The sequence below is a fragment of the Vibrio crassostreae 9ZC13 genome, assembly GCF_000272045.2.
Lineage (GTDB): Bacteria > Pseudomonadota > Gammaproteobacteria > Enterobacterales > Vibrionaceae > Vibrio > Vibrio crassostreae_C.
Map to the genome: position 1 here is coordinate 170,128 of NZ_AJYZ02000002.1, position 25,478 is coordinate 195,605.

General features: G+C 45.3%; 22 protein-coding genes. 7 read left to right on the forward strand and 15 right to left on the reverse strand.

The genetic code is table 11. From position 1 onward, the window contains the following. Positions 1 to 11: 11 nt before the first annotated feature. From A136_RS00865 to A136_RS00895, 7 genes are all read right to left on the reverse strand, one after another. Positions 12 to 1,766, reverse strand: a complete 1,755-nt coding sequence (locus A136_RS00865) for a lysophospholipid acyltransferase family protein (protein WP_017058880.1) — start codon at positions 1,764 to 1,766, stop codon at positions 12 to 14. 12 nt (positions 1,767 to 1,778) lie between these two features. Further along, positions 1,779 to 2,216, reverse strand: a complete 438-nt coding sequence (locus A136_RS00870) for a YHS domain-containing (seleno)protein (RefSeq protein WP_017063714.1) — start codon at positions 2,214 to 2,216, stop codon at positions 1,779 to 1,781. Between the two features lie 12 nt (positions 2,217 to 2,228). Then, positions 2,229 to 2,978, reverse strand: coding sequence for an NRDE family protein (locus tag A136_RS00875; RefSeq protein ID WP_017058882.1), 750 nt, complete (start codon positions 2,976 to 2,978; stop codon positions 2,229 to 2,231). A gap of 2 nt (positions 2,979 to 2,980) precedes the next feature. Beyond that, entirely contained in the window at positions 2,981 to 3,523 is a 543-nt protein-coding gene (locus tag A136_RS00880; RefSeq protein WP_032546798.1) for a hypothetical protein, read from the reverse strand. A 19-nt stretch (positions 3,524 to 3,542) separates the two neighbouring features. Next, a complete protein-coding gene (locus A136_RS00885) occupies positions 3,543 to 4,676 on the reverse strand; it encodes an ATP-grasp domain-containing protein (RefSeq protein WP_017063716.1) in 1,134 nt (377 codons plus the stop codon). Beyond that, the gene (locus tag A136_RS00890; RefSeq protein ID WP_017063717.1) at positions 4,673 to 5,260 is read right to left on the reverse strand and encodes a DedA family protein; all 588 of its coding nucleotides are present in this window, start codon (positions 5,258 to 5,260) and stop codon (positions 4,673 to 4,675) included. The genes A136_RS00885 and A136_RS00890 overlap by 4 nt, the downstream gene beginning before the upstream one ends. 286 nt (positions 5,261 to 5,546) lie before the next feature. Next, a complete protein-coding gene (locus tag A136_RS00895) occupies positions 5,547 to 7,523 on the reverse strand; it encodes a bifunctional 2',3'-cyclic-nucleotide 2'-phosphodiesterase/3'-nucleotidase (protein ID WP_017063718.1) in 1,977 nt (658 codons plus the stop codon). A 414-nt stretch (positions 7,524 to 7,937) separates the two neighbouring features. On the opposite strand from A136_RS00895, the gene cysD reads away from it, so the two are divergent. The 4 genes from cysD (at position 7,938) to cysC (ending at position 12,766) form a co-directional block, all read left to right on the forward strand. Beyond that, positions 7,938 to 8,882: a sulfate adenylyltransferase subunit CysD gene (gene cysD / locus A136_RS00900; protein ID WP_226088532.1), complete on the forward strand. Its 945-nt coding sequence runs from the start codon at positions 7,938 to 7,940 to the stop codon at positions 8,880 to 8,882. 18 nt (positions 8,883 to 8,900) lie between these two features. Next, positions 8,901 to 10,331, forward strand: a complete 1,431-nt coding sequence (gene cysN / locus A136_RS00905) for a sulfate adenylyltransferase subunit CysN (protein ID WP_017063719.1) — start codon at positions 8,901 to 8,903, stop codon at positions 10,329 to 10,331. Between the two features lie 65 nt (positions 10,332 to 10,396). Beyond that, positions 10,397 to 12,121: an SLC13 family permease gene (locus A136_RS00910; protein WP_017058888.1), complete on the forward strand. Its 1,725-nt coding sequence runs from the start codon at positions 10,397 to 10,399 to the stop codon at positions 12,119 to 12,121. Positions 12,122 to 12,145: 24 nt separating this feature from the next. After that, positions 12,146 to 12,766, forward strand: coding sequence for an adenylyl-sulfate kinase (cysC, locus tag A136_RS00915; RefSeq protein ID WP_017063720.1), 621 nt, complete (start codon positions 12,146 to 12,148; stop codon positions 12,764 to 12,766). 163 nt (positions 12,767 to 12,929) lie between these two features. Here the strand turns inward: cysC and A136_RS00920 are convergent, their stop codons facing one another. The 7 genes from A136_RS00920 to A136_RS00950 all read right to left on the reverse strand — a co-directional run bounded on the left by A136_RS00920 (position 12,930) and on the right by A136_RS00950 (position 18,616). Beyond that, positions 12,930 to 13,838, reverse strand: coding sequence for a TIGR03899 family protein (locus A136_RS00920; protein WP_017058890.1), 909 nt, complete (start codon positions 13,836 to 13,838; stop codon positions 12,930 to 12,932). Between the two features lie 514 nt (positions 13,839 to 14,352). Further along, on the reverse strand, positions 14,353 to 14,868 hold the full coding sequence (locus A136_RS00925; protein ID WP_017058892.1) for a DUF3299 domain-containing protein: 516 nt from the start codon (positions 14,866 to 14,868) through the stop codon (positions 14,353 to 14,355). A gap of 14 nt (positions 14,869 to 14,882) precedes the next feature. Continuing rightward, entirely contained in the window at positions 14,883 to 16,142 is a 1,260-nt protein-coding gene (locus tag A136_RS00930) for an ABC transporter permease (protein WP_017058893.1), read from the reverse strand. Further along, a complete protein-coding gene (locus tag A136_RS00935) occupies positions 16,139 to 16,855 on the reverse strand; it encodes an ABC transporter ATP-binding protein (protein WP_017058894.1) in 717 nt (238 codons plus the stop codon). The genes A136_RS00930 and A136_RS00935 overlap by 4 nt, the downstream gene beginning before the upstream one ends. A 141-nt stretch (positions 16,856 to 16,996) precedes the next feature. Next, complete coding sequence (zrgA, locus tag A136_RS00940; protein WP_017063721.1) at positions 16,997 to 17,641, reverse strand: zinc uptake protein ZrgA; 645 nt, start codon at positions 17,639 to 17,641, stop codon at positions 16,997 to 16,999. Positions 17,642 to 17,681: 40 nt separating this feature from the next. Further along, a complete protein-coding gene (locus A136_RS00945) occupies positions 17,682 to 17,972 on the reverse strand; it encodes a DUF2607 family protein (protein ID WP_017063722.1) in 291 nt (96 codons plus the stop codon). A 92-nt stretch (positions 17,973 to 18,064) separates the two neighbouring features. Then, the gene (locus A136_RS00950) at positions 18,065 to 18,616 is read right to left on the reverse strand and encodes a YtfJ family protein (RefSeq protein ID WP_017063723.1); all 552 of its coding nucleotides are present in this window, start codon (positions 18,614 to 18,616) and stop codon (positions 18,065 to 18,067) included. A 253-nt stretch (positions 18,617 to 18,869) separates the two neighbouring features. On the opposite strand from A136_RS00950, the gene A136_RS00955 reads away from it, so the two are divergent. Beyond that, the gene (locus tag A136_RS00955; RefSeq protein ID WP_017058898.1) at positions 18,870 to 19,070 is read left to right on the forward strand and encodes a DUF1107 family protein; all 201 of its coding nucleotides are present in this window, start codon (positions 18,870 to 18,872) and stop codon (positions 19,068 to 19,070) included. 110 nt (positions 19,071 to 19,180) lie between these two features. On the opposite strand, the gene msrA is transcribed toward A136_RS00955, so the two are convergent. After that, entirely contained in the window at positions 19,181 to 19,810 is a 630-nt protein-coding gene (gene msrA, locus A136_RS00960) for a peptide-methionine (S)-S-oxide reductase MsrA (protein WP_017063724.1), read from the reverse strand. Positions 19,811 to 20,005: 195 nt separating this feature from the next. Here msrA and tamA point away from each other — a divergent pair, with 195 nt between their 5' ends. Beyond that, a complete protein-coding gene (tamA, locus tag A136_RS00965) occupies positions 20,006 to 21,718 on the forward strand; it encodes an autotransporter assembly complex protein TamA (RefSeq protein ID WP_017063725.1) in 1,713 nt (570 codons plus the stop codon). Further along, positions 21,715 to 25,473: an autotransporter assembly complex protein TamB gene (gene tamB, locus A136_RS00970; RefSeq protein WP_017063726.1), complete on the forward strand. Its 3,759-nt coding sequence runs from the start codon at positions 21,715 to 21,717 to the stop codon at positions 25,471 to 25,473. Before tamA ends, tamB begins: the two co-directional genes overlap by 4 nt. Positions 25,474 to 25,478 lie beyond the last annotated feature (5 nt).

Genomic DNA, 25,478 nt, shown 5'->3' on the forward strand with positions numbered 1-25,478 from the left:
AGCGGGATAAATCAGCGGCGTGCGTGTTGCTCTAGGTAATCTTGAGCAAGCTCTCTGCCCATGTATTTACCCAGAGTCTTCAGTGGTACCTTTTTAAGGTTCACCACAATCAAGCCATCCAAGGCATCATTAAACGATGGGTCGACATTAAAACACACCAGTTTACCGTTCATCCCTAGATATTGGCGCAGCAGTACCGGCAGGCCTTTACCTTGCTCCATGCGTGCTAACACTTTAGAGAGCAGAGGCACACTCGCCAGTGAAGAGAGCAGGTGATTTTGCCAGAACACATGACTGCTGGTATTGAGTGGTGACGAAGGTGAAACCAAATTCGCCTTTTCCTCATCATAATGGTGGATTGATAACGTGGTCGCGATCAACAGACGCGCATTGTGGCTGTAATCATTGCTGATACTGACTGGGCCGAACAGATGGGTATATTGAGGGTGACGAGACACAAAGGTCGCAATGCCTTTCCACAATAGTAACAGTGAGTTCAGGCTCTTTTGGTAAGGTTTACTTACTACCGATCGCCCAAGCTCAATGCTGTTTTCTAGAGTATCAATGAATTCTTGGTTGTAGTTAAACAGGCTACGAGAGTAGAGCTGATCAAGCCCGTGCTCAGCGATGAGTTTGTCGACCATACCGAGTCGATACGCGCCAACCAGTTCTGCCTTGGTTTTATTCCACACAAACAGTTGATGGTAGTAAAGGTCATACTCATCTAAATCACAGGCCAGCCCGCTGCCTTCTCCGACTTCTCTAAAGCTTTCTTCTCTTACTCGACCAATCTCGCGCATTAAGTTAGGAATGGATTGGCTTGGTGTGCAGTAGACCTCAAAGTTCCCTTGCTCGAGCAGTTTCATCTCTTCAGGGAGTGAGTCTATCTCTATTGATAAGACTTCTGGTGGAATAGGCGCTATCACTTGGGTATCGAAAGAGGGCGCGTGGATTGGCGTGTTCGGACTATCTTGTTGACTCATTAGATAGGTATTAAGTCGTAGGTAGTTGACGATATCCATCTCTTTTTCAAACGATTTTATCTCTGAATACGGAATCGATGAGCCAATCGAGATAGAGATAGTTGTCGCTTGTTTATTAAGAAGTTCACGCCCGAGTAGAGCGGTTCTCAACAGTGGATGAACACGACCCGCTTGATAGAAAAGCTCACTGTTCTTGCCATTGATAAAGATAGGTACCGTGGTGGCTTGGTGACGTTTGACGAATTTCGCTACCGACTTGCTCCACTCGATGTCTGTCAGTGTTTTTGCCCCTTTACGGTAGCTTGATACTTCACCTGCTGGGAATACAATCAATAGTCCACCATCAGCCAAATGACGATTGGCATCTCGAATCGCTTTGGCATTGGTGCGTTTCGATTCTTTACTGTTAAAGACATCGACACCGATGAAAAGATCATCCAGTTCAGGCAGGCGCTTAAGTAACTCATTGGCCAGCACCTTCACATCCTTTCTTACTGATCCTACGAGATCGGCAAGGATCACGCCTTCGATGGCGCCAAGCGGGTGGTTCGCCACAATCACGACAGGCCCTTCTTCCGGGATGTTTTCCGTGCTTCCCGATGCAACCGAGTAGTCGATATTGAGCGCCGACAGAGTGTAATTCATGAATTCGAAGCTAGATAACTCGTTTTTACGATCTTGGTAGAGTCGGTCTAGCTTAGATAGCCCAGTTGCCCACTCGACAACAGACTCACCTAAACCAAAAGGCGTGTAACGTGGTAAACGAAAAGGACTATCAATCATAATGAAATTACCTTACTTAATCAGTTGCGGCCAAACTTTATCGGCTTGTTGAATATGCTGTGCTTGGTCTTGTTCCCAGCGCTGCTTAATCTCTTGGTCGTAGTTAAGATAAAGTTTGTCATCAACTATGGTCCAATACTGTGGGTCACCTGGTGCGAAGTCGTTTTTGGCAGAAACGGCCCATGCGCAATAACCACCATATTGAGGGGCATATTTTTCAGGATTATTAACAAATAAAGTCAGATTCTTTTCAGAAGAGAAATACCAGTCCGCGCCTTTGTACTCTGTGCTGAACTTCTTGCTCCCTTCAACAGGCTTCCCAGACGTGAAATAAGCCACGGTATCGTAGCCATCGAGTGCCTTACTGCTAAAGAAGCCGGTATAGATTTCATCGGCGGCAAATACGTACGGGCTAACAAGTAGCAGAACCATGGTGAATAGTTTTCTCATGATGGACTCCATCTATAGATTGATTGCGGGTGATAAATCAAAGGTAAAGCGCTGCTGATTTATCTGACATGGTTTAATGGGTTCGCATGGTGAGCCGGGTGCATAAAACATAGAGGCTTGACCATGCAGGTTACGTAAGTGTGTAAAGCTCACGGTATGTGCGTCTTCGCGATGCATACAGGTCGCTAAATGAGGTTGCTCATTGTGATGGTGAGAGTGGAACATCAGTAAGTTCTGTTGATTCTTACCTGCCGCCATGAGCTGATCATATTTTGCTTGTCGGTAGGCTTGCACTCGCTCTAAATCAACACCGGATGAGAAGAGTGGAGAATCAGTGTCGACTATTTTCTGTTGAATACCATCCCACATGTAGGCGATAACCAGACCATTGTGTTGGGTTAGATTGGGCGCGAAAGCTAGCAAGGTAAATGGGGCAAAAGAGTGTAGGTCTAGCTTGTGAAACGCTTCAGATAGCTGACTGATATTACGACTCGATGATAGGTTTTTAAGTAGCAAACCGCGGCTTACTAAAGGACCAACGGGCACTGTGCCTTGATAGTTATTGAGTAGGCATAGCGAAAGCCCGAACTCATTAATACTTATCCAGCTACCGCCGCCAGTTGGGTCGAGTGGCATAATGATATCGACACCGTTGACTCGATATTGTCTGGGTGGCATTGCCAGTGCTCGCGTCTTTTGTTCATCACGATTAAAAAAGACCTGATAACCATTCTCTTCAAGCAGCCAAGATACTGAACACATGATTATTGCTCCCTCAGATAGCTGTTGGTGGTTGGGGCATAACCAAAGGTGTTGCAGGTCTCGACGTCTAGGAAGGTGGTGATCACCTTGATCATCGCGTAATGATGATTGGCATGCAGTGCGGCAAAGGTGACCTCTCTTTCGAGCGTTGAAGGCAGGCTTGCGAACACTTGAGCATCCATCGAAACCTCGGTTTGGATCATGATAGGCGCTTCGAGATCTCGACGGTCTAATCGTTCAAGCCAGTTGATCACATAATGGATCTCTTTTACTGCAATTGAGCGGTCGTATTCGACGGGATGACCACGACGACGAGTGTTGTAATCAACGGTCGCATTCTCTTTTAAGATTAAGGCGTGAAAAAGATCGAGCGTGTGACGAGTATGCTCACCAATAGAGCTTGTGACATGCGGCTTTGCTCGTGTCAGATAGTCGCTGTCAGATATCGCTAACAAAAACTCTAGACCCTGATTCAATATCTCTACCGCTCCTTTGATACTAGGAGAGAAAGAAGTGAGGGCGCTCGGTTGGGCTATGGGGTTCATTCATGGTCCTCGTACAAAGTTAGTCAGTGGTCGGATATTGTTGAACAAGACGTCGCTCTTCTTGCCACGCAGCGAATAAGCTCTTGAAAGAGGGAGTCTTATGGCCTCGTTGTTTTTGCTGAGCGCCAATATCAAAAAGAATGCGGTATTGCAGGAGTAGCGTAGAAAATATCTCTCGCAGCGGTGTGTTGCGATCCCAGATATGCCCAGCCTCACTGCTTGCGCCATTGACCTCAAGGATCGTGAAATCCTCGCCGTTCATTAGGCTGTGCATGTCTTTAAACTTGACGTCGAGTCGGCCAAAATGAAAACCATCGAAGTCATCGAATATCTCGTCTAAACGTTCAGTTAAAGCCTGAGTAATGTATTGATTGCCATCGCGGAAGATGCAGCCACGGCTATGGCTACCTGCGAACGCGAGTTGGAACTCTTCGCCCTCTGCGAGCACGTGATCCAATTTATCTTCATGCCTTGGTAGATACAGGTGGCTGAGTTGCCCAGCACGCGGGCTATTTTCAATTAACTGCTTGAGTGTCGACTTGCCATCACCCATCACCATTGGCGCATATTTGAGTGTGATCGAGATGATCTCGCCTTGCTTTTTGTTTGGGTAACGAACATAGAAAACGCCAGCTTCTGCCTGATAAGGCGCCTTTTCTTGCAGTAGAAAGCGAGCATTATTTGGGAAAGATTCAACATATTGCTCAAGTTGATCTTGTGTGTTGATCAGCTTGACTCCAACGCCTCGACAGCCAAGATCTGGTTTCGCTACAATCGGGAAATCAAGATCGGATTGTATGAGTGCGCTGCGTGCATCTTCAGCTTGTTTCTTACCGCTGAGATCCGTTTTGGTGAGGGTGATAAACGGAGAGATCCAACGCTGACTTGAAGATCCGGCAAGGCTTAATATCTCGTGTTTTGATTCGCCTACCATACCGCTTAACTTGATGCTTGGGTTGGCGATGAGCGGCAGCGCCCAGTCAAAGTGCCGTAACCCTTGCATCAGGCTTTGAATCACAACTGGCGTGTAGAAGAACCAAGTTGGAAGAAACTCATAAGGAGAGACGCTGCGCACGGTATCTTTTTCAAGCAAAGGCATGCCTGCATTGATTTGATGTGCTGGAATGATGCGAATATCTTGCGGTGAACTCATGATAATCCTCTAGAGTAGGTTTTATTCATTAATCGATTACCGATAAACAGCAAAGCGATGGCACACGGGATTATGATCCATTGATATTCAGAGGCTTGCAGCCACGCTGATGTCCCTAAATAGTAGATGGCAGAGAAGACAATGCCAGTCCAGATCGCGGTGGCGCTGATGACAGCAAACAAGAAAGTAGGCAGTGGGATGGCGAAAAAGCCACTTAAGGTAAACCCGACGGTGCGAAGCCCTGGAATAAAGCGGATAACAAAAAGGCTGCTGAATGCGTTCTGACGTAATTTGGTACGAAGCGAACGAAAGTACTTATTGGTGAGGGCTTTATATCGAACACCTCGGAAATAACGTCCTGACTTCCCTAAGTAATAAAGACCGAGATCACCCGTGGCAATGCCAATGAAAATTGCAAGTAACGCATATTGCGGTGGGATGAGTGCTTGAGTCGCTAAACCAGCGGCCGTCACGATTGCCAGATCTTCAAGCAGGTAAGAAAGCGCGATAATGCCAAGCATCAGCCATAGCAGCGACTCCTCCCCTGAATGTAACCATGCTTGAATGCTCTCGACGGTGCCCATCAAATGTCCTTATCTATCCTATAGATGAATGGCTTACCGGCCATTCATTGAGTGTAGTAAATTAAATAGACAGGAGGAGCTCAGAAAAACTTACAGCGAATTGCTGCTTTTTTACGTTGATTGGATTCAATAGGTGATTTGAGGTGTGCGATATTAGGCGAAGAATGAGCAGGAGTTTAAGCTTCGAAAGCTGAGGCCTTACACTAAGAATTTAGATAAGAAAAGAAAAAGGCTGAGTCGTTAAACTCAGCCTTTTAGAAGGTTAACTATTGATTACTAGAGTAATCTATTTAGTTAGATCAATTTGGTAAACGCCGAAACCAACATCGTCAGTGGCAACACGTTTCATTGGGTATTGACCCTTCTCTTTAATGAACTGTGCCGCTTTCTCACTTGGCGACGTTTCAAAGCGGATATCTAGCTTTTTATCCGTTTTGATTGGTGCGAATGACCAGTTGTTGTCAGCTGTTGGGCTCACTTGGCCTTGCTCTTTGCTTACGCGAGAGATGTAGTTCGCCAGTACAGTACGGTTCTCATCTGGTGCATCAAATGCGATGAAGTCTTCACCTGTGCCTGGGAATTTAGCGCTGTAAGCTCGGTAGTTGTTGGTTGCGATCAGGAAGTCTTGCTTCATGTCGATTGGCTTACCTTGGTAAGTTAGGCCAACAATACGCTGAGAATCAGGGTTAACCACTTTACAGTTTGCATCGTATTTCGCAGGCTGAGTTACGTCGATTTGGTAATCCACACCGTCGATAACATCGAAGTTGTAAGTACGGAAGTTATCCCACTCAATCAGCTGTTGTGGTGCTGTTGAGTTCACATCGATTTGGTTGAATTGGCCAGCAGAACACTCAAGCCACTCTTTTACTTCGTGACCTGTTACCTTCATTGCAACTAGCGTGTTCGGGTAAAGGTATAAGTCAGCCGCGTTACGGAATGTCAGTTGGCCAGATTCAACCTCAGTGAAGTTCGCTGGGTCATTCTTACGGCCACCGGCTTTGAATGGCGCAGCAGCAGAAAGTACTGGTGTACCGTCTAGGTCTGGGTCACCTTGGATGAACTGTTCAACGTAATCTTTCTGTGCAAGGTTAACAATCTGCACTGTTGGATCGTCTTGTACTAGAGACAGGAAGCTGTACATCACGTCGTCTGCTTTACCAATTGGTTGGTTAACAAACTCACGAGTACCAGCGTGGTCTTTTTCTAGTGCTGTTACGATGCCTTCATCAGCTGCAGCAAGCGATTTCTTCTCGATTTTGTCGTAGATAGGGCGTGCTTCTGATTGGCCTTTAACGACTTCCCACTTACCGTCTTTTTGTGCAAGTGTTAGATCCATAACACCAACGTGGCTACCCCAACGACCAGGCATTACCGCCGCAACGCCGTTCATTGTGCCCGTTTCGTTGTCGATGCCTTGGATGTCATCAAAACCTTTGCCTGGGAACACAGCGTGAGAGTGGCCGAATGCGATTGCATCAATGCCGTCTACTTCAGATAGGTAGAACGTTGAGTTTTCTTCGCCATTTTTGTATGGGTCAGTTGATACGCCTGAGTGAGGGATAGCAACGATAACTTCAGCGCCTTCCGCTTTCATTTGAGGCACTAACTCGTTAGCCGTCTCAATGATATCGCGAGCGATCACTTTGCCTTCAAGGTTCTTCTTATCCCACGTCATGATTTGTGGTGGAACAAAACCGATGTAACCCACTTTTACTTCGTGCTCTACACCAGCAGTATCTTCGAACGTGTGCGTCTTGATGATATAAGGCGTGAAGTAGTGTTCTTTGGTTTCTGCGTCGTAAACGTTAGCACTGATGTACGGGAAATCAGCGTCGTTGATCGATTCTTCTAGGAACTCAAGACCGTAGTTGAATTCGTGGTTACCTAGGTTTGCAGCGTCGTAGCTTAGTTGGTTCATAGCTTTGTATGCAGGGTGAACTTCGCCTACTTCGATGCCTTTGTCTGCCATGTAGTCACCCATTGGGCTACCTTGCAGCAAGTCACCGTTATCAACTAATACGCTGTTGGTTACTTCGCTTTGAGCTTCTTTTACTAGAGTTGCAGTACGTGCTAAGCCAATTTTTTTCGATGGCTTGTCTTTGTAGTAGTCGTAATCCATTAGGTTGGTATGGATATCCGTCGTTTCTACGACACGTAATTTAATCACTTCATCGGTATCTGGTGTTGTTGTGCAGCCTGCTAAAGTCAAACCAAGACCCGCAAGTACAGCCAATGACAAAGGTTTCATTGCAACTTTCATTTTGTAGCTCCAAAGTGGATAGTAGAAAATTCGTTGCGTAATGTAACAAAATGGAATGAAACAATGATTACAACGAATGTTAATTCGTGACTTAGATCGATTACTTTATGGTGTTCTGCAAGACGCCTCCCAAACCTGATTAATCGATGTGCAACTGATATCGATAATATTAGTCCATTCATTTCACCTGCTTATCGATAAATTCAATCCCTTATCAGCTTTTCGAATAAAAAATGAAATTTTAGAATTTCCAGTAATATGAGAGGCTCGTCATAATGCCTATATCAAGGACGTATCAGGCAGACGAATAGCAAGGATAGCTCAACACGAAGCTTCTGTTTTCTTCTAGTGCCAATACTCCCATTCACTCAAGTGGATGAGTTAAATCCCATGCTTGGCAAGACCAAGTAATGAATTGCTCGTAACGCGAGCCTTAAAGGAAGCACTGAAATGGACCAAGAACGTTTAACCCACCTAAAACAGCTCGAAGCGGAAAGTATTCATATTATCCGTGAAGTAGCGGCTGAGTTTGATAACCCAGTGATGATGTACTCCATCGGAAAAGATTCTTCTGTGATGCTTCATTTAGCTCGCAAAGCGTTTTATCCAGGCAAGATTCCATTCCCGCTATTGCATGTAGATACGGATTGGAAATTCCGCGAGATGATTGAGTTTCGTGATCGTACGGCTAAAAAGTACGGCTTCGACCTTTTAGTACATAAGAACCCAGAAGGTATTGAGATGGGTTGTAGCCCATTTGTACATGGTTCTTCGAAGCACACTGACATCATGAAAACACAGGGCCTTAAGCAGGCGTTAAACAAGTATGGGTTCGATGCGGCTTTTGGTGGTGCGCGTCGTGATGAAGAAAAATCTCGTGCGAAAGAACGTGTTTATTCTTTCCGTGATAAGAACCATACGTGGGATCCAAAAAACCAGCGTCCAGAGCTTTGGCACACCTACAACGGTCAGGTTAATAAGGGCGAAAGCATTCGTGTCTTCCCGCTATCTAATTGGACTGAGCTCGATATCTGGCAATACATCTATCTAGAGAGCATCGATATTGTTCCACTTTACCTTTCAGACAAACGCCCTGTAGTTGAGCGTGATGGCATGCTGATCATGGTTGATGATGACCGTATGGAGCTGCAAGAAGGTGAAGTGATTGAAGAGAAAAGCGTTCGTTTTCGTACTTTAGGCTGTTACCCATTAACCGGAGCGGTTGAATCTGAGGCGAATACGCTAACGGGCATTATTGAAGAGATGCTGGTGGCGACGTCTAGTGAGCGTCAAGGTCGAGCGATTGACCATGATCAGTCGGGCTCTATGGAGCTGAAAAAGCGCCAAGGTTATTTCTAAGAATCTAAGGAAAGAAAAATGAATAGTGCAGTAGAAGCCGAATTGGCTGAACTAGGGATTGAAGGTTATCTAAGTCAGCATCAGCATAAATCTATGCTTAGATTTTTAACTTGTGGCTCGGTAGATGACGGTAAAAGTACGCTAATCGGTCGCTTACTCCATGATACAAAACAGATTTATGAAGATCAGCTAGCGGCGGTTCACTCGGATAGCCAACGAGTGGGAACGACAGGTGAGAAACCTGATTTGGCACTGCTTGTTGATGGTCTGCAGGCTGAGCGTGAGCAAGGGATCACGATCGATGTGGCTTACCGCTACTTCTCGACTCAAAAACGTAAGTTCATTATTGCTGATACTCCTGGGCATGAGCAGTATACGCGCAACATGGCAACAGGCGCTTCAACGTGTGATCTGGCGGTGATCTTGATTGATGCTCGTAAGGGCGTTCTGGATCAAACACGTCGTCACTCGTTTATCTCTAACCTGCTTGGTTTGAAGCATTTCATCGTTGCTGTAAACAAGATGGATCTTGTGGAGTATTCACAAGATCGTTTTGAAGAGATTCGCGATCAGTATCTAGAGTTTGCAGAAAACCTAGAAGGTGAAACCAATATTCAGATCTTGCCAGTATCGGCGCTTGAAGGCATCAACGTTGCTGCACCAAGTAAAGAGCTTGCATGGTTCGAAGGCCCATCTCTGCTAGAAGTGTTAGAGAACGTCGACATTGACCAAAAGCGTTCGGCAGGTGAATTCCGATTCCCAGTTCAGTACGTCAATCGTCCTAACTTAGACTTCCGCGGTTTTGCTGGCACCGTTGCCTCTGGCCGTGTCAGTGTCGGTGATGAAATCAAGGCGCTGCCGTCGGGTAAAACCTCTAAGGTTGCACGCATTGTAACTTTTGATGGTGATTTGGAGTCTGCGCAAGCGGGCTTGGCAGTAACACTGACTCTTGAAGATGAGATTGATATCAGTCGTGGTGATTTGATTGTGCTAGAAAACGCGCAGATTGAATCCACTAACCACGTATTGGCTGACATCGTGTGGATGACAGAGCAACCATTGCAACCGGGCAAAGCTTACGACATCAAGATCGCAGGCAAGAAAACCGTTGGTCAGGTTGAAACGGTTCGTCACCAATACGACATCAACAACCTATCGACTCACGCTGTCGATGAGTTGCCATTGAATGGCATTGGCTTGTGTGAATGGTCACTGAACGAGACTGTCGCGCTGGATAAATACCGTGAAAGTGCCGATACCGGTGGCTTCATCGTTATCGACCGACTAACCAACGTGACGGTTGGCGCGGGTTTGATTCGAGACCGTTTGGACTCTGTTGAACAGCAAGTCGGTAACTTCTCTGCATTTGAACTTGAGTTCAACGCATTGGTTCGCAAACATTTCCCTCATTGGGATGCCAAAGATCTAAGCCAACTACTGAAGTCATAAACGACCAAGTAACAGCTTATTGAATCAGGCGGAAACCGATCGTTTCCGCCATAAAGGACGGGTATATGTGGCAACAAGGATTTGTATTAGCGATTTTGCTCGGCATCATTACTTGCCTGCTCGTTACCCGTATTAAGCCAAGCTTTATCTTTGCTGGCGCGGCGTTTATTGCTTTTATGGCTGGCATGATCGACTTGTCGAGCTTGGCTAATAACTTCACTAACTCCTCGTTACTGACTTTAATTCTTCTGATCCTCGCATCAAGTGCGTTGGAGAAAACTCGCTTAATTAGCTGGGTTAGCCGCAATATCTCTGAAGGTAGGCTAGGTACCGTGGTTGCGAAGTTGGGTATTTCTACAGCGTTACTTTCTTCTTTTACTAATAACACTGCGGTGGTTGTTTCTTTGATCGGGGCGATCAAACGTAATCAACAGCACGCGCCGTCTAAGTTACTTATCCCTTTGTCATACGCTGCCATCTTAGGTGGCACCCTGACATTGATCGGCACATCAACCAACTTGATCATCAATAGCTTTGTTGAAGATGCCGGATTGCCGAGCTTAAACTTTTTCACACCCACCTTGATCGGTTTAGCGGTTTTGATCGGCGGCGTGTTGATCCTTATTCCTCTTAGCTATTTTTTACCCAGCTACGATGATGGTTCTCAAGATGATCTGCCTTACTTTTTAGAAGCCAGAGTGGAGCCGGGCTCACCGTTAGTTGGTCGCAGCGTAAGTGAAAACAACCTCAGAGCATTGAGAAAACTGTTCTTAGCGGAAGTGATTCGAGACGGTAAGACCACCGCATCTATTGACCCTGATTTTATTCTTCAAGCTCGCGACCGATTGCTGTTTTGTGGTGATGTAGAGAGTGTTGCAACACTGCAAGAAATCCAAGGTTTAACCCTGTTTGGTCAGCATCATTTGAATGGCCAGAGCTTTGTTGAAGTGGTGGTGAGTTCGTCGGCAAGCTTCTGTAACAAAACCCTGAAAACCAGCCAATTTAGAGATCGTTTCGATGCGGTTGTGGTTGCTATTCGTCGTGGCCATGAACGCCTAGAAGGTGGGCTAGGGAATATCACATTGACCGCTGGTGATACCTTGATTTTGGTTCCAGGTAAACGCTTTGAAGAACAGCGCCAACAACACAACAAAGAGTTTGTGTTGATGAATGACTTAGATTCGAGTGCCAAGCTTGATGCCGACAAATCGACGTTCGTGTTGCTCGGCTTTGCTAGCGTGATTGGTTTAGCCCTTATCGATGCAGTACCTATTATCAAAGGCTTAGCTGGTTTTCTACTGTTGCTGGTGGCATTTGGCGTGGTGCAACTGGGTGAGCTCCGCCGCCGTTTCCCAGTCGATATTGTGGTGATCGTGGGCTCTGCACTTTCTATTGCTCAACTGATGATTTCATCGGGTTTATCTGAGCGGATGGGGCTGATGTTTATGGAGGCGTTTAATGGCTGGGGCGTATTCGGTGCGTTAGTTGCTACCTACTTTATGACTTTGGTTTTGACAGAGCTGGTGACCAATAATGCGGCTGCAGCACTCTCATTTCCGATTGGCTACAGTATGGCAGTAGGTTATGGCGTTGACCCTATGCCGTTCATCATGGCGGTACTGTTTGGTGCCAGTGCCAGTTTTATCTCTCCATACGGCTACCAAACCAACTTACTTGTTTATAGCGTAGGTAATTACCATTTAACGGATTATCTGCGTATCGGCATTCCAATCTCGATTGTATATTCGGGCTTGGTGCTGACCCTAATTCCTTATTTTTTCCCATTTTAATGCTGTTTATTTAAAGGACTAATTATGACCGCAGTACTCAAATCCAAAGATGAGAATGTTGTGTGGCATCAACACTCGATTGATAAAACATTTCGCGCGGATCTGAAATCACAAAAGCCAGCCGTGCTCTGGTTCACGGGGTTGTCTGGTTCTGGTAAATCGACAGTCGCTGGAGCATTAGAAAATCGCTTGGCACAGCTTGGTTACCATACTTATTTATTGGATGGCGACAATGTGCGTCATGGATTATGTAGTGACCTTGGCTTCTCTGAGCAAGATCGTCGAGAGAACATCCGTCGTATTGGTGAGCTTGCTAAATTGATGGCAGATGCAGGCTTGATCGTGTTGTCAGCCTTTATTTCTCCGCATCAAGCTGAAAGGCAACTCGTGAGAGATTTATTGCCGGAAGGTGAGTTTCTTGAGGTGTTCGTCAATACGCCATTAGAGGTTTGCGAACAGCGTGATCCTAAAGGTCTGTATAAGAAAGCACGTGCCGGAGAAATCCCGAACTTCACAGGTATTAGTTCAGTGTACGAAGCGCCTCTGAGCCCTGAGATTGATCTACCTGCAGGTGAGAAGACACTCGATGAATTGGTCGAACGGTGTATTGATGCGTTGGAGAAGCGAAATATTTTAGCCAATTGAGATCGTTGGTACGACTAAGGCTGTTCACTTACTTATCGACTTATTCATGACTGATAAGTAGTGCAGCCTTAGTTTACCGAGACAAGAAACCTATCCCCTAGATTCTCTTTATTCCTCTTAATACTTCACTTCTTACACCGTCTATTTTAGCTCCGTCGAGTGTCTAGACGGTGTAATTTACGCTGCTTTTCACTTCTGTCTGTACTGTGAATTTCTGGCTCAATAGTGCAATCAGTTGATCGTAATACTGCGTGTTTGGCTTGTTACCGAGCAAGGTACAAAGCTCATTGCCTGTAGGGCTGAATCGGTAGTAAACCAGCTTCACGCCTTTTGATAATGGTGCCAGTGACATGCTCTTACCTTGATAGGTTAGGTGCAGGGCTGGATCGAAATCAATCTCTCCGGATTCTAATTCTGTGCCCAGAATAATCCCGAGCTCTATCAAGTGGAGCAAGCTGGAGTAGGGCAGGTTGTGCCCACCAAGGTTGATGGTGTTGGTGGTGTCCCTTTTGCCAAAGTTGAATAGCCCAGCATGAGATTTAAAGCCGAGTAAGAGCTTTCTGCTGTTATCGCTACCAAAACTGCAGCCTAATGAAGCTGCTCTTTGTAAGGTCAGTGCTTCCTTTGGCGTCATGTCTTTTAAGATTTGCAGTGCCTTCATCGACGTCGAGCCTGGGTTGGTGACTTCTCGTTTCAGTACTTGAGCCCATAGCCTCTGCATCGATGTATTGTGGATCTCTTGTGCCATGTCGAAGAAACGGTATAGCCAGTCCTGATCCGGGTCTCCAGCCGCTTCATCCTTACATGAAGAGTGCGCCAACTTTAGAATCTGTTCTAGGTTCTTTTGGCGAAGCTCTCTACGTTTTTTCTCTCGCAATAGTGCCCGTTCGATAAGCGTACTCTCAGCTTTATCCTTTGGCTTGGCACTATGACTAATTAAGAAATCGAGGCCGAAGCTTTGTGCGATGTGCAGCATTCTGCTGGCACTGTCGGCAATATGAGGCTTTTTCTCATGCTTTTGCTGTGTATCGCTAGCATGCTCAATGATCACTGGCTGTTTGGTTTCTGACATAAGAGTACCGTTAGGAGACGACTCAAGACCAATCGTAGTAAATAATTGCTCGCTCTAGCTTGTTAAAACGCTCGATAACGGCGTTAGAACTTTTGATTGTAGAATAACCACTTATCAAAAAGCTCCGCCTGGTTCTCAAGCCTTTTTTCTACGCTATTTCTGAACACTTACTTATTGTGATTGGTATAACTGTCTAAAATGTAACTCTTTATCTTATTGGTGGCTAGATTTTGCGTGCAGAGTTGAAGGTTTCAACAAAATTTTACTTTTGTTAATGATAATAAAATGTTAAATTTGTTGTAATTCTCAAGGAGGAGTTATGAATCAAGCCAATGATAACAAGCTGAAGAAACAGCTTAGTATAGGGTTATTACTCGCGACTTATGTCGCTGTTCTAGCTTACTTATCTAATTACATCGCGTAATTCAGAAGAAAATTATCGTTATTAAACTGTTATTGAATGATCACACTCGTTCAGTGACGGCAGCTCATCCTTGAGCCAACCTTCTAATGACTACATGTCGTCATACTCTTCAATCGCAGTACCTTCAATAAGATAACCGGTTTGCGCTAAGTCATGGCTGATTGACTCAGTTTTCAGCGTTCCGACCAAATAGATCACATCCCATAACTGCTGTATTGGTGCACCTTTCGGGAACTTCACGTAGATGATTTGGTTCGGTGGCGGCGGTGGCACGTGGATACATGCGCCAAAGTACGGTACCAGCAGAAACTCAGTGATCATATTCTCATCACCTTCCAATGGAATCACAAAGCCAGGAATCTTCACTGTGCTGCCATTCAGCTCTGGGCGAACAGCACCAAGTGTCGATTGTTGAGGTTTGTCCATACTATTGTGGTCAACCATCGGCATACCAAATGAATCTAGCTGAGCACGTTCTGATTCTGGAATCAAATCAATCCATTCAAGTGTTAATACCGATTCGTCATTCTGAGTGGTTTCAGCGTGAGCTGTACTGATAAATGGGAACAGAAGTAGCCCAAGTATCAGTAGGAATTTGCGTTGCATCGTAGGTTCCTATTTTAGATTCGAATCGTCATGCCATCAGACAATGACTGGCGGTAAGCCCTGAAAGCGGGAATAAAGCCGATAATGATTCCGGCAACTTGTACCAGCATAAGCAGTTTCCACTCATGCGGTGTGATTGCGGATATCGATATGTTGATACCATAACTTTGTTGCACAATAGGAGCAACCACTGCGATCAGCGCAAACAGCACTGCAACACCTAATGTAATGCCAAGGAAGGTTAGTGCACTGGCTTCACTGATCAGTAAACCAAACACATGACGAGGTCTTGCGCCCATCGCACGTAGGATAGCCATCTCTCGACGCCTTTCTTGCAAGCTAGTGAGTAGGCTACTGAGCATACCCAATAATCCGGCGACAACAACAAACCCTGAAACAATCAGTAATGCTTGTTCTGCTACAGCCATCATTCCCCACAATTCGTGAAGCGCAATGCCCGGCATAATGGCGCTTAAAGGTTCTTGGCGGTAGTTATTGATTTCTCGTTGCAGTGCGAAGGTTTGGATCTTCGATTTAAGGCCAACCATCATCGCGGTAATCTGCTTCGGTTGGAAGTCACGTTGCTTTAGCGCTTCAGCATTCGGTGTGTGCCCGAGGTTGGCACCTGATTCCCAGCCAACATGAATTGCTTCGATTGCCTCTAGCGATACGTGTACGGTTTTGTCTACTGGTGTTCCTGTTGGCGCGAGTATTCCCACAATCTTGAAGGGCAGATTATCGTGACGGCTAAACGCAACATCACTGATACCGTGCGCAAGAATGATTTGATCACCTATTTTGTAATCTAGCTTCTTCGCGACGTCGGCACCAATCACTACGTCAAATAGCTGATTAAACTCTTTGCCTTGCTGAAAAGTAAGTGGTTGCTTACTTCCATAGCGATAATTCTCGAAGTAGCTATGGTTCGTGCCCATTACGCGGAAGCCTTTATGTGAATCACCCAATGAGATTGGGATCGCCCACTTTACAGCGTTGTGCTGGCTAAATTCTTCATAGCTTTTCCAGTCGATGTTGTTGGTCGCATTACCGATTCTAAATACGGAATAAAGCAGCAGGTTTACCTGACCAGAGCGGCCACCGACGATAAGGTCAGTACCTGAAATCGTATTGGCGAAGCTGCTCTTAGCTTCGGTTCTTACACGTTCCACACCGAGTAATAGAATGACGGATACAGCCACAGTGAGAATAGTTAGAATGGCTGTGGCTTTACGGTTGAGTACGCTTTTTAAGGCTAAGTGAGTAATTACTTTCATACGACAACCTTAGCTTGGTTAACGGTTTTTAAATCTATGGTTCGAGTGAACAACTTTTCTAGTGTTGGATCATGGCTAACAAAGATAAGAGTAGAACCTGCCTGGTTGGCTTGTTCTAACAACAGTTCGATAAAAGCTTCTCGGTTGTCATGATCCAAAGCCGAGGTTGGCTCGTCGGCAATAATGATTTTGGGTTGGCCGATCAAAGCACGAGCGGCAGCAACACGTTGTTGTTGACCGATGCTTAACTCGGTAACGGGCTTGTCCATTAAAGCTTGAGGTAGCTTTAATCGGAGTAACAACTCTCGAGCCGTCTCTTGTAAGCTTTTCTGGCTTTCAGCGACTTGCTGTTTACGAATCTGTGAAAACTGGCAAGGAAGCGTCACGTTATCGATAACTGATAGATAAGGAAGCAGGTTAAATTGTTGGAAAATATAACCAATATGATCGGCTCTGAATTTATCTCTTTGACGAGGTGTAAGCTGAGTGAGGTCTTGATCAAGGATAGAGACTTCTCCTTGCTCAGCTTGGTTGATTCCGGTCAGTAGCCCTAACAAAGTTGATTTTCCACAACCACTTGGCCCTTTAATAAAAAGGTGCTCTTGGGCTTGGATGTGAAGAGAGGGGATCTCTAGCGTTGGTGGTAATTCAGGCTTCCAACGAAAGCTGATATTTTCGAGTTTGACCACAAGTGATGAACTGTCAGAAGACATGCTAGCTCCAATAATTAAAGCGGTGTATCTACTGGACAGTAATTTGAAACATAAATTCTCAGGAACACACCGATTTGAACAGCCAAGTAAGCGATGACTTACCTGGCTGTTTATTTTACGTTTAATCCGATCTAGGAGTGATTAGAATCGGAAACTAATACGCTCTGCGTTAAGCACTTCTTGTACTTGAGCTGTGTCTGTTAGTAGGTTCACCGTCATTTTTTCAGTGTTGCTGAACTTAGAGAACCACTGAGTGCTAACTGTGTCTAGCTTAGCAACATCTGAACATTCATAGTGGTACTCAACAGTGAACTCACCGTGGCCACCTTCTGAGTGATCGTGGCCTTCATGATCGTGGTGGTCGTGACCTTCGTGGTCATCATGATCGTGCTCAGCGTGGTCATGGTCTTTGTGGTCATCATGATCGTGTTCAGCGTGGTCATGGTCTTTGTGGTCGTCATGACCGCCTTCTAAGGTGTTTGCTACTGACTTGAACTTCAGAGTACAACTCGCATTGTTAAAACTAAACAGCTCTTCTGGCTTGTTTAATTGTGCGATAGCCTGTTCAAACACTTTCTTCTGTTCTGCAGTTTTTGGAGCATGTTCAAACCCAACCACATCTGCGCCTGGAGCTGTTACTTCAACAAGCAATTCTTGCCCATCTTGCGCGATGTTTACTTCAACTTGGCCATGTACGTGTGCATCATGAGAGCGGAATTCTTCGTTAGCTAGAGCATTTGTAGAGACAGTCATGCCGATAACAACGGCTAAAAAAGTAGGTTTCATGTTTTTTCCTGAATAAAGGTTAATTAAAAAGTAGTGGTAATTAAGCGATATTTACAGGAGGTGAGCGTGCCAAATAAGCGAAATATAGCCGCTGTAGTGAAGTTACTGACTCTGTAATAGCGACAGTAAATTCCGAATGGAACTCTGGAATCTGTGGTAGTGAGTGCGCTGTGATGAACTGATTAAGCGAAAACAGCTCACAATGGTGTGAAGTGTGGTGCTCTGGTGCGATATCCACAATGTGTGTTGCGGCTAACACGCTTAACATGAGCATAAGCCCAAGCAAGAAGCCTGTTTTGCGTTTCACATTGTTGGGTGTGTTTTGCCACATCAGGATGATTAACCACAGAATTAAAAAAAAGGATACTGTTATAATATAACAATATCCTTTGGTTAGGTCTCGAAAAAGACGCGAATATCTTATTAAAGGCTCGCTTTAATCAACTCAATGACTTGAGTGACTTCTGATTCGTTTAATGCACCTTCTTTTACAAACAAGATTTTACCTTGCTTGTCTTGAACGATAATCGCTGAGCTTTCTTCTTTTAGAGCCCATGTTGACGCAACGGCGCCGTCTTCATCTAGGACCATAGAAGACCATGGAAATTCTTCTTTGCTGCTTTCGGCAGAGGACTTAACAAAAGACCCAGTACCCCAAATCGCATCATCTTGGTTGATGATAGTGGTGGTTTGGTAGCTGTCTTCTGAGAATTTCGATGCGGTAATGGCTGCCATCAGTGGTGCGTTGAGCTCTTTAGAGCTGCTGCGGCCAGCGATAGCTTGAACGACGCGAACTTTACCTAGAAGATCATTGGTTGCCCAAGCTTGATATCCAGTATTTCCGTCGTTTAGAACAATCTCACCATAGTTACTCACATCGACGGCAGGCAGGGTAGCGCCTACTGATAGGTTGTGAGCATTGGCGAAGAGTGGAGAGGCTGCGGCTAGAAAAGCCAGTAGAGTTTTGTTTTTCATTATATTTTTGTTCCGCTTATTGGTTTGCACAGGAAGTATAATATGAAATTTGAAAAATGCCTCTTTAACTTTTTTATCGTACGACGTAGAAAGAAGTTGCAGGCTTGTTACCAAAAGGTATAATGCATCAATATCAAGATGAACAATAGATTATCTTGCTGTTTGCTAAAGGAATTAGCGATTAAATGTGCTTTGAACAGCGACGCTGTTCAGGTATGTGACTGTAGTACTCAAATGGAATTGAGGTTGTATTATGTTAAGAAAATTTTCTACTTACCGTCCACGTCAGGTGGCGCGTTTCGTTAAAGTCCTGTTCAAAGGCCAATTTGCTATTGAAGGTGTTGGAGAGTTTCGCTTCGACCAAGGCAAGGTGCTACTTCCTGAAGTTTCAGACAAACAAAAGCTCACTATTTTTAAAGAAGTTAACGGCACCATTGCAGCGTTGCCGGTGTAACTGAGCTTTATCGATTTGTCTTGCACCGAATAGATTAACAATGAAAAGGGCTTCCTGATGGAAGCCCTTTTTTAATGCGTGTCGTTCACGATGGTATGTCGAACGGCACTTTATTGTGGAGGGAAGCACACACCTGTTCCACCCAACCCGCAATACCCATTCGGATTTTTAGCTAGGTATTGCTGGTGGTAGGTTTCTGCGAAAAAATATTTTCCAGCAGGCAGAACTTCCGTCGTGATCTCGTTGCCTAAAGATTCAGTCATTGCTCGTTGATATTCACATTTAGAGTGCTCAGCGATAGATTGTTGTTCTTCACTGAAGGTGTAAATCGCAGAACGGTACTGAGTCCCTAAATCGTTGCCTTGGCGCATCCCTTGAGTTGGGTCATGACGCTCCCAAAAGGTTTCAAGTATTCGAGCTAGAGAGGTTTGTTCACTATCAAATATGACACGAACGACCTCGGTATGGCCGGTTTGCCCAGTACATACTTGTTCATAAGTGGGATTAACTGTGTATCCGCCAGCGTAACCAACGGATGTTGAAATAACGCCATCCAATTGCCAAAACAAACGCTCAGCTCCCCAGAAGCACCCCATACCAAACAGGACTTCTTGTTGAGAGCCCGTGGGTGCATCGAGCAGGTCGGTTTGATTGACGAAATGGCGCTCAGTGATTCGAATTGGGTCAGCATTTCCCGGTAGTGCGGTTGCTGCAGAAACCAGTTGTTGTTTGTTTAGCATGTTATATTCCTTTTCGCATACGTTTACCGCGCTGGCTTTTATTTAACGTGGGTTCATATTAACTGTTGGTCAATATTGAATAAGTCTTTAAATTAGACCGTGTTATTCCAGGATTTATTACAGACTCAATGCCTATTTAGCGGTATTATTTCTTTTCACTTATTAACGTATTGATAACTTCTTCACCAATTAAACATGATAAGAAAAACTTTACCAGTTCTGATTGGCACTCTATTGTCATCGACGCTCGCTTTCGCTGACGTTTCCCTTGAAATCAAAGGGCTAGATGGAGCGCTTGAGGATAATGTTGATGCTTATCTGAGTGCGATCCCTGAAGAAGAGTATTCGGTTTCACTAAGATTCCAATCCCGCTTGGAATCTATGATTAAAGAAGCCCTGAATGCGTTAGGCTACTACCACCCTAAAATCACATTTACTCACTCCGAAGATGATACCGAAATGACCGTTACGGTTGAGCCGGGAGAGCCTGTTGTTATTTATACTTCAGATATCGTTCTAACTGGTGAAGCCAAGGATGACCCAGACTTTTTAGCCTTGATAGCGAAGAGTAGCTTGTCTAAAGGTTCGACTCTGAATCATGGTAATTATGACTCTTTGAAATCGTCGATCCGCAACCTTGGCTTAGCGAAAGGCTACTTCGATGGTGCTTATGATCTTAGTAAGCTAGAAGTCGCTCCTGAATTGAACCGCGCTTATGTTCGTCTTCATTATAACAGTGGTATCCGCTATCACTTTGGTACTACTCAGGTTACTGGTAGCCAGATAGAAGAAGATAAGGTGCAGTCACTTAAACCATTTGAGGATGGCGAACCTTACTCAATCACCAAAGTCGGTGAGTACAACCAAAACCTGTCCAATACGGATTGGTTCTCCTCGGTATTTGTTGAACCAGATTTAAGCCAGTTAGGCGAAGGCCGAGAGATCCCGATGAAGGTTAGCCTTGCTCCGCAAGCTCGTAACCAAATCGAAACGGGTATCGGTGTATCCACCGACCTTGGCGTAAAAGGCACTCTGAAGTGGAAAAAACCTTGGGTTAATGAACAAGGCCATAGCTTCAATAGCAGCCTGTCGATTTCTAAACCTGAACAGACGATTACCGCTACCTATAAAATCCCTCTGGATGACGTGCTGAACGACTACTATCAAGTTAAGTACGGTATGAAAAACTTGGATAATCGTGATACCAAGAGTTTGGAGTCAAACTTAGCGCTAGAAAGATATTGGCGACTGGATAACGGTTGGCAACGCACGGTCTTCATTCGATACTTGGTCGAAAACTATGAGCAAGGTTTGCAGGATGATTTAGCGCAATTTGTGCTGCCGGGTATCTCTTTCTCACGCACTCGAACGCGAGGCGGTTCGATGCCGATGTGGGGCGATAAACAAACCATTATGGTTGAAGCGGGTGATGATACCTTGTTATCTGAAACTAAGGTTGTTCGTTTTCAAGGTCAAACCGCTTGGATTCGAAGCATTGGCGACAATCACCGAGGCTTAACTCGACTTCAATTTGGCGGCAACTTTGCCGACGAGTTTGATAAGCTATCTCCCTCCCTAAGATTCTTTGCTGGTGGTGACAATAGCATTCGTGGTTATGGTTATGAGTCGATCTCTCCTCGAGATGAAAGTGGCGCACTAACGGGTGCCAAATTCATTGCAACCAGCTCGTTTGAATACCAATACCGCTTGGTTGGAAACTGGTGGGGCGCAGCATTCTACGACATTGGTGATGCATTTAATGACAAACCCGAATGGAAACACGGCACCGGCGTCGGTGTTCGTTGGGCGTCACCTGTTGGTCCAGTGAGTTTAGATTTTGCTTGGGGTCTAGATGCAGAAAAAGGTGATGAGTTCCAGTTACACTTTAGTTTAGGGCCAGAATTATGATCAAAGTGATGGGCAAGTACATCAAGTGGACGTCGATCTCATTGACGTCTATTTTGCTGTTGTTGATAGCCTTGCTAGGTTTTGTTTTGTTCACCAATCCAGGGTTGAACACTGTGTTGTGGGGCGCTGAAAAAGCGTTGCCACAGCTTAAAGTGGAAAGCACTAAAGGGGCTCTGTTCCCGAGCTTTACGCTTAATAATGTTCAGTTTAAAGATGACAGCCTGCATATAGACACCAAAGTTCAAAAGCTGAACTTGGCGATCAATCCTCGCTGTCTGCTCGACCCTAAGTTGTGTGTCGATCGTTTAGCGATTCAAGGATTGGACTTCGCATTTACTGAACTGCCTCCGGCCTCTACAGAAGAAACAGAACCTACTCCGCCCGTAACATCGGTAAAAACACCGTTGCCAATCGTAATCAACCGTATCGCTTTGTCTGATATCAAGTTGAATATCTTAGGGCATGAAATTGAATGGAGCTTGTTCTCTACGGCTTTGAGTATGCAGGGCGAAAAGCTAACTGTATCGCCAACCTTATTCAATGATCTTAAGGTTAAACTCGCGGAGTCGACAGAAGAACCGCAAGCAGAAAAGGTTGAGCCAAAAGCTGCCGTTAAAACGGCTATCGAATTGCCGGAAGTCTGGATTCCTCTGCAGGTTGTGTTGGAGCGTTTTGACCTCAACCGTTTCACCTTAGAACAAGAAACACCAATCGTTGTTAACCACCTTGGGCTAGAAGCTCGCGCGGGCAAACACACGGTTGATGTTTCAACTCTCGAACTCGATATGCCACAAGCAAGCGCCAATCTAACCACGAAGGTTGAGCTCAAGGGCGGTTACCCGCTAGAACTTTCTTTGGATGCGTTGGTGAAAGAAACCGACCTTGTTGGGCAGAAGTTGTCTCTGAAAGCACAAGGCAGCGTGGCTAAGCTAAACCTAGACTCCCAATTTTCTGAGCTGATTGAGGCAAAGTTGTCTGGGGATATTCAACCCTTAGAACCGACTCTGCCATTTGACCTTCTTTTAGAGGACGGACAAGCACAGTGGCCCCTTACCGGAAAAAGCGATTACCAAGCGACAATTGAGCAATTTAAAGCTGATGGCTCACTAGATGGTTTTAATGTTCTTCTTAAAGGTGAAGCCGATGGTAAGGAAATCCCTGAATTAGCCATCGATCTACAGGGTAAAGGCACGACGGAACAAATTGTTCTCGAGCGTCTAAAGCTCAACACGCTAGGCGGTGAGCTTAACGGTGTCGTTAAAGCGAACTGGAAGAGTCTCGTTAACTGGCAAGCTGACGTGACACTCAAAGATATTCAACCGGGTCTGCAGTGGCCAGAAGCTGAGAGCAACATTAGTGGAAACATCGTCACCTCAGGTGAGTTGACGGAAGCGGGCGGCTGGGCGATTGAACTGCCTAAATTGGATATTGAAGGGATCTTGCGAGAATACCCTCTGGATATCGAAGGTCAGTTGTCAGCGTCGGATCGCAGCGCGAGCGGTGAACCAAAACTGAAAACCAGTGGTTTGAGCTTAGCTCACGGTGTTAACTCGATTAAGGCTCAGGGTGAGCTTGATAAGAAATGGGACATGGGTGTTGAGATTCACTTCCCTGAGCTTGTAAAAAGCGTCCCTGATTTGAAAGGTAAAGTGATTGGTAACATCCAGCTCAGTGGTCCAACGAAAAAGCCTGAAGTCGATCTCGCTCTAAATGTGGATAAGGTAGATTGGAATAACGAAGCAACACTAGAATCCTTGTCGCTTAATGGTTCTGTGGTTCCTCTGCCATTGCTTGAAGCTCAAGCTGATCTTGAATTAAAAGCTAACAACCTAACCTATCAAGATCAGAGCGTAAAAAGCATTGATCTCACGGTGAGTGGTGGTGAGAAGAAACACACAGTGACACTTGATGTGATATCCGACATCGTGTCTACAAGCTTAGCTATTTCCGGAGAGTTGATTCAAAAGCCTTCTCTTATTTGGTATGGATCGTTAGACAGAGTCAAAATCACCACTCAGCAAGGTCCTTGGGTGTTAGATCAACCTGTCGCGATAAATGCGGATGTTGATAAACAGTTTGCCGATGTTCAAGCGCACTGTTGGAAACAATCGGGTTCGAGCGTGTGTTTGGATGAAGACGTTCGTGTCGGAAAATCGGGTGAGGCCAAGGTAGCCATCAATCAATTCGATTTCGAGCAGATTAAAGCCTTTGTGCCTAAAGAGACGCAATTACAGGGCTTAGTCAATGCGACTGCTCATGCAAAGTGGTCTGAACAAGATGAGCCTGAAGTCACGGTAAGCGTTGATATGCCGAAAGGTCAGGTTGTTCAACAAGTGGGTGAGCCAATCACACTGGGTTGGGAAAGCGTTGCATTGAATGCCCAACTGAAAGACAACAAACTGGATGCCGATTTTAAGTTGGATGTTTCCGACAATGGTGACCTGTCTGGCACGGTGTCGTTACCGGATATTCTTGCCGAAGACAAAATGGTCGATGCGGCAATTAAGCTGACCACGTTCCATCTTGATTTCTTACAACCAATTCTAGGTGAATACAGCTTATTGAAAGCCGACCTTGAGAGTGATCTTCAAGTTAAAGGCTCTCTGATGCACCCTCAAGTCTTTGGTCAATTCTCTGTTGATGGTATTCAAGTCAAAGGCGATGTTACGCCTGTTGATGTGAAAGATGGCCGCATCGACCTCGACTTTGATGGTTATAGTGCAAAACTGGATGCGAATGTCGAAACACCTGATGGTCACCTTGATATTGAGGGAACCGGAGATTGGCAAGATCTTAAAGCATGGCATTCGAACGTTAGAGTTTTCGCTGATGAGTTGATGGTTGATATCCCACCGATGGTTAAGGTGAAGGTCGTACCTGATATGACTATTGATGTCACACCAGATCTGGCGAAAATCACCGGTGATATTGCATTACCATGGGGACGAATTGTTGTTGAAGATTTACCACCGTCAGCGGTTGGCGTCTCTTCTGATCAGGTTATTTTGAATAAAGATCTAGAGCCAGAAAACGAAGATACGATTCCATTCAATGTGATGACGAATATTAATATCTCCATTGGTGATGACTTTAAACTGTCTGCCTTCGGTCTTGAAGGTGATTTGGTCGGTAAGCTCAACGTGGCTCAAAAAGACCAAGGTCCATTTATTACAGGTGAAGTGAACATCGTCGATGGTACTTATCAATCATTCGGGCAAGACCTCTTGATCGAAGAGGGTAAGATCCTAATGAATGGACCACCGGATCAGCCATACGTAGCCATCAACGCGATTCGTAATCCTGATAATACTCAGGATGACGTGACCGCAGGTATTCGAGTTACAGGCCCGGCGACAGAGCCTACCATCGAGATTTATTCTGACCCAGCGATGCCACAAGCGAACGCACTGTCTTATATTTTGCGTGGCCAAGATATCGATGGTGAGTCGAGCGGTTCGATGACAACGACTTTAATCGGTTTGAGTTTAGCGAAGAGTGGTAAGGTTGTCGGCGAAATTGGTGAAGCCTTTGGTGTGCAAGATTTGCAACTGGATACCGCAGGCTCTGGCGATGACTCTCAGGTGACGGTAAGTGGTTACATCCTGCCAGGCTTACAGGTGAAGTATGGTGTGGGTATCTTCAACTCTTTAGGTGAGTTTACCGTTCGTTATCGATTGATGCAGGATCTCTATGTTGAAGCTGTGTCTGGTTTAGACAGTGCTGTGGATCTTCTCTATCAATTTGAGTTCGAGTAGAGCCG

What these genes read in the sequence shown, in the direction of transcription:
- A136_RS00880 (WP_032546798.1), bottom strand. Translation starts at nt 3,523, where the DNA reads ATGAACCCCATAGCCCAACCGAGCGCCCTCACTTCTTTCTCTCCTAGT.
- A136_RS00950 (WP_017063723.1), bottom strand. Translation starts at nt 18,616, where the DNA reads ATGAAAAACAAAACTCTACTGGCTTTTCTAGCCGCAGCCTCTCCACTC.
- A136_RS00890 (WP_017063717.1), bottom strand. Translation starts at nt 5,260, where the DNA reads ATGGGCACCGTCGAGAGCATTCAAGCATGGTTACATTCAGGGGAGGAG.
- A136_RS00935 (WP_017058894.1), bottom strand. Translation starts at nt 16,855, where the DNA reads ATGTCTTCTGACAGTTCATCACTTGTGGTCAAACTCGAAAATATCAGC.
- A136_RS00895 (WP_017063718.1), bottom strand. Translation starts at nt 7,523, where the DNA reads ATGAAAGTTGCAATGAAACCTTTGTCATTGGCTGTACTTGCGGGTCTT.
- msrA (WP_017063724.1), bottom strand. Translation starts at nt 19,810, where the DNA reads ATGCTAAACAAACAACAACTGGTTTCTGCAGCAACCGCACTACCGGGA.
- A136_RS00925 (WP_017058892.1), bottom strand. Translation starts at nt 14,868, where the DNA reads ATGCAACGCAAATTCCTACTGATACTTGGGCTACTTCTGTTCCCATTT.
- A136_RS00885 (WP_017063716.1), bottom strand. Translation starts at nt 4,676, where the DNA reads ATGAGTTCACCGCAAGATATTCGCATCATTCCAGCACATCAAATCAAT.
- tamA (WP_017063725.1), top strand. Translation starts at nt 20,006, where the DNA reads ATGATAAGAAAAACTTTACCAGTTCTGATTGGCACTCTATTGTCATCG.
- A136_RS00955 (WP_017058898.1), top strand. Translation starts at nt 18,870, where the DNA reads ATGTTAAGAAAATTTTCTACTTACCGTCCACGTCAGGTGGCGCGTTTC.
- A136_RS00865 (WP_017058880.1), bottom strand. Translation starts at nt 1,766, where the DNA reads ATGATTGATAGTCCTTTTCGTTTACCACGTTACACGCCTTTTGGTTTA.
- A136_RS00870 (WP_017063714.1), bottom strand. Translation starts at nt 2,216, where the DNA reads ATGAGAAAACTATTCACCATGGTTCTGCTACTTGTTAGCCCGTACGTA.
- A136_RS00875 (WP_017058882.1), bottom strand. Translation starts at nt 2,978, where the DNA reads ATGTGTTCAGTATCTTGGCTGCTTGAAGAGAATGGTTATCAGGTCTTT.
- A136_RS00930 (WP_017058893.1), bottom strand. Translation starts at nt 16,142, where the DNA reads ATGAAAGTAATTACTCACTTAGCCTTAAAAAGCGTACTCAACCGTAAA.
- zrgA (WP_017063721.1), bottom strand. Translation starts at nt 17,641, where the DNA reads ATGAAACCTACTTTTTTAGCCGTTGTTATCGGCATGACTGTCTCTACA.
- A136_RS00910 (WP_017058888.1), top strand. Translation starts at nt 10,397, where the DNA reads ATGTGGCAACAAGGATTTGTATTAGCGATTTTGCTCGGCATCATTACT.
- tamB (WP_017063726.1), top strand. Translation starts at nt 21,715, where the DNA reads ATGATCAAAGTGATGGGCAAGTACATCAAGTGGACGTCGATCTCATTG.
- cysN (WP_017063719.1), top strand. Translation starts at nt 8,901, where the DNA reads ATGAATAGTGCAGTAGAAGCCGAATTGGCTGAACTAGGGATTGAAGGT.
- A136_RS00945 (WP_017063722.1), bottom strand. Translation starts at nt 17,972, where the DNA reads ATGTGGCAAAACACACCCAACAATGTGAAACGCAAAACAGGCTTCTTG.
- cysC (WP_017063720.1), top strand. Translation starts at nt 12,146, where the DNA reads ATGACCGCAGTACTCAAATCCAAAGATGAGAATGTTGTGTGGCATCAA.
- A136_RS00920 (WP_017058890.1), bottom strand. Translation starts at nt 13,838, where the DNA reads ATGTCAGAAACCAAACAGCCAGTGATCATTGAGCATGCTAGCGATACA.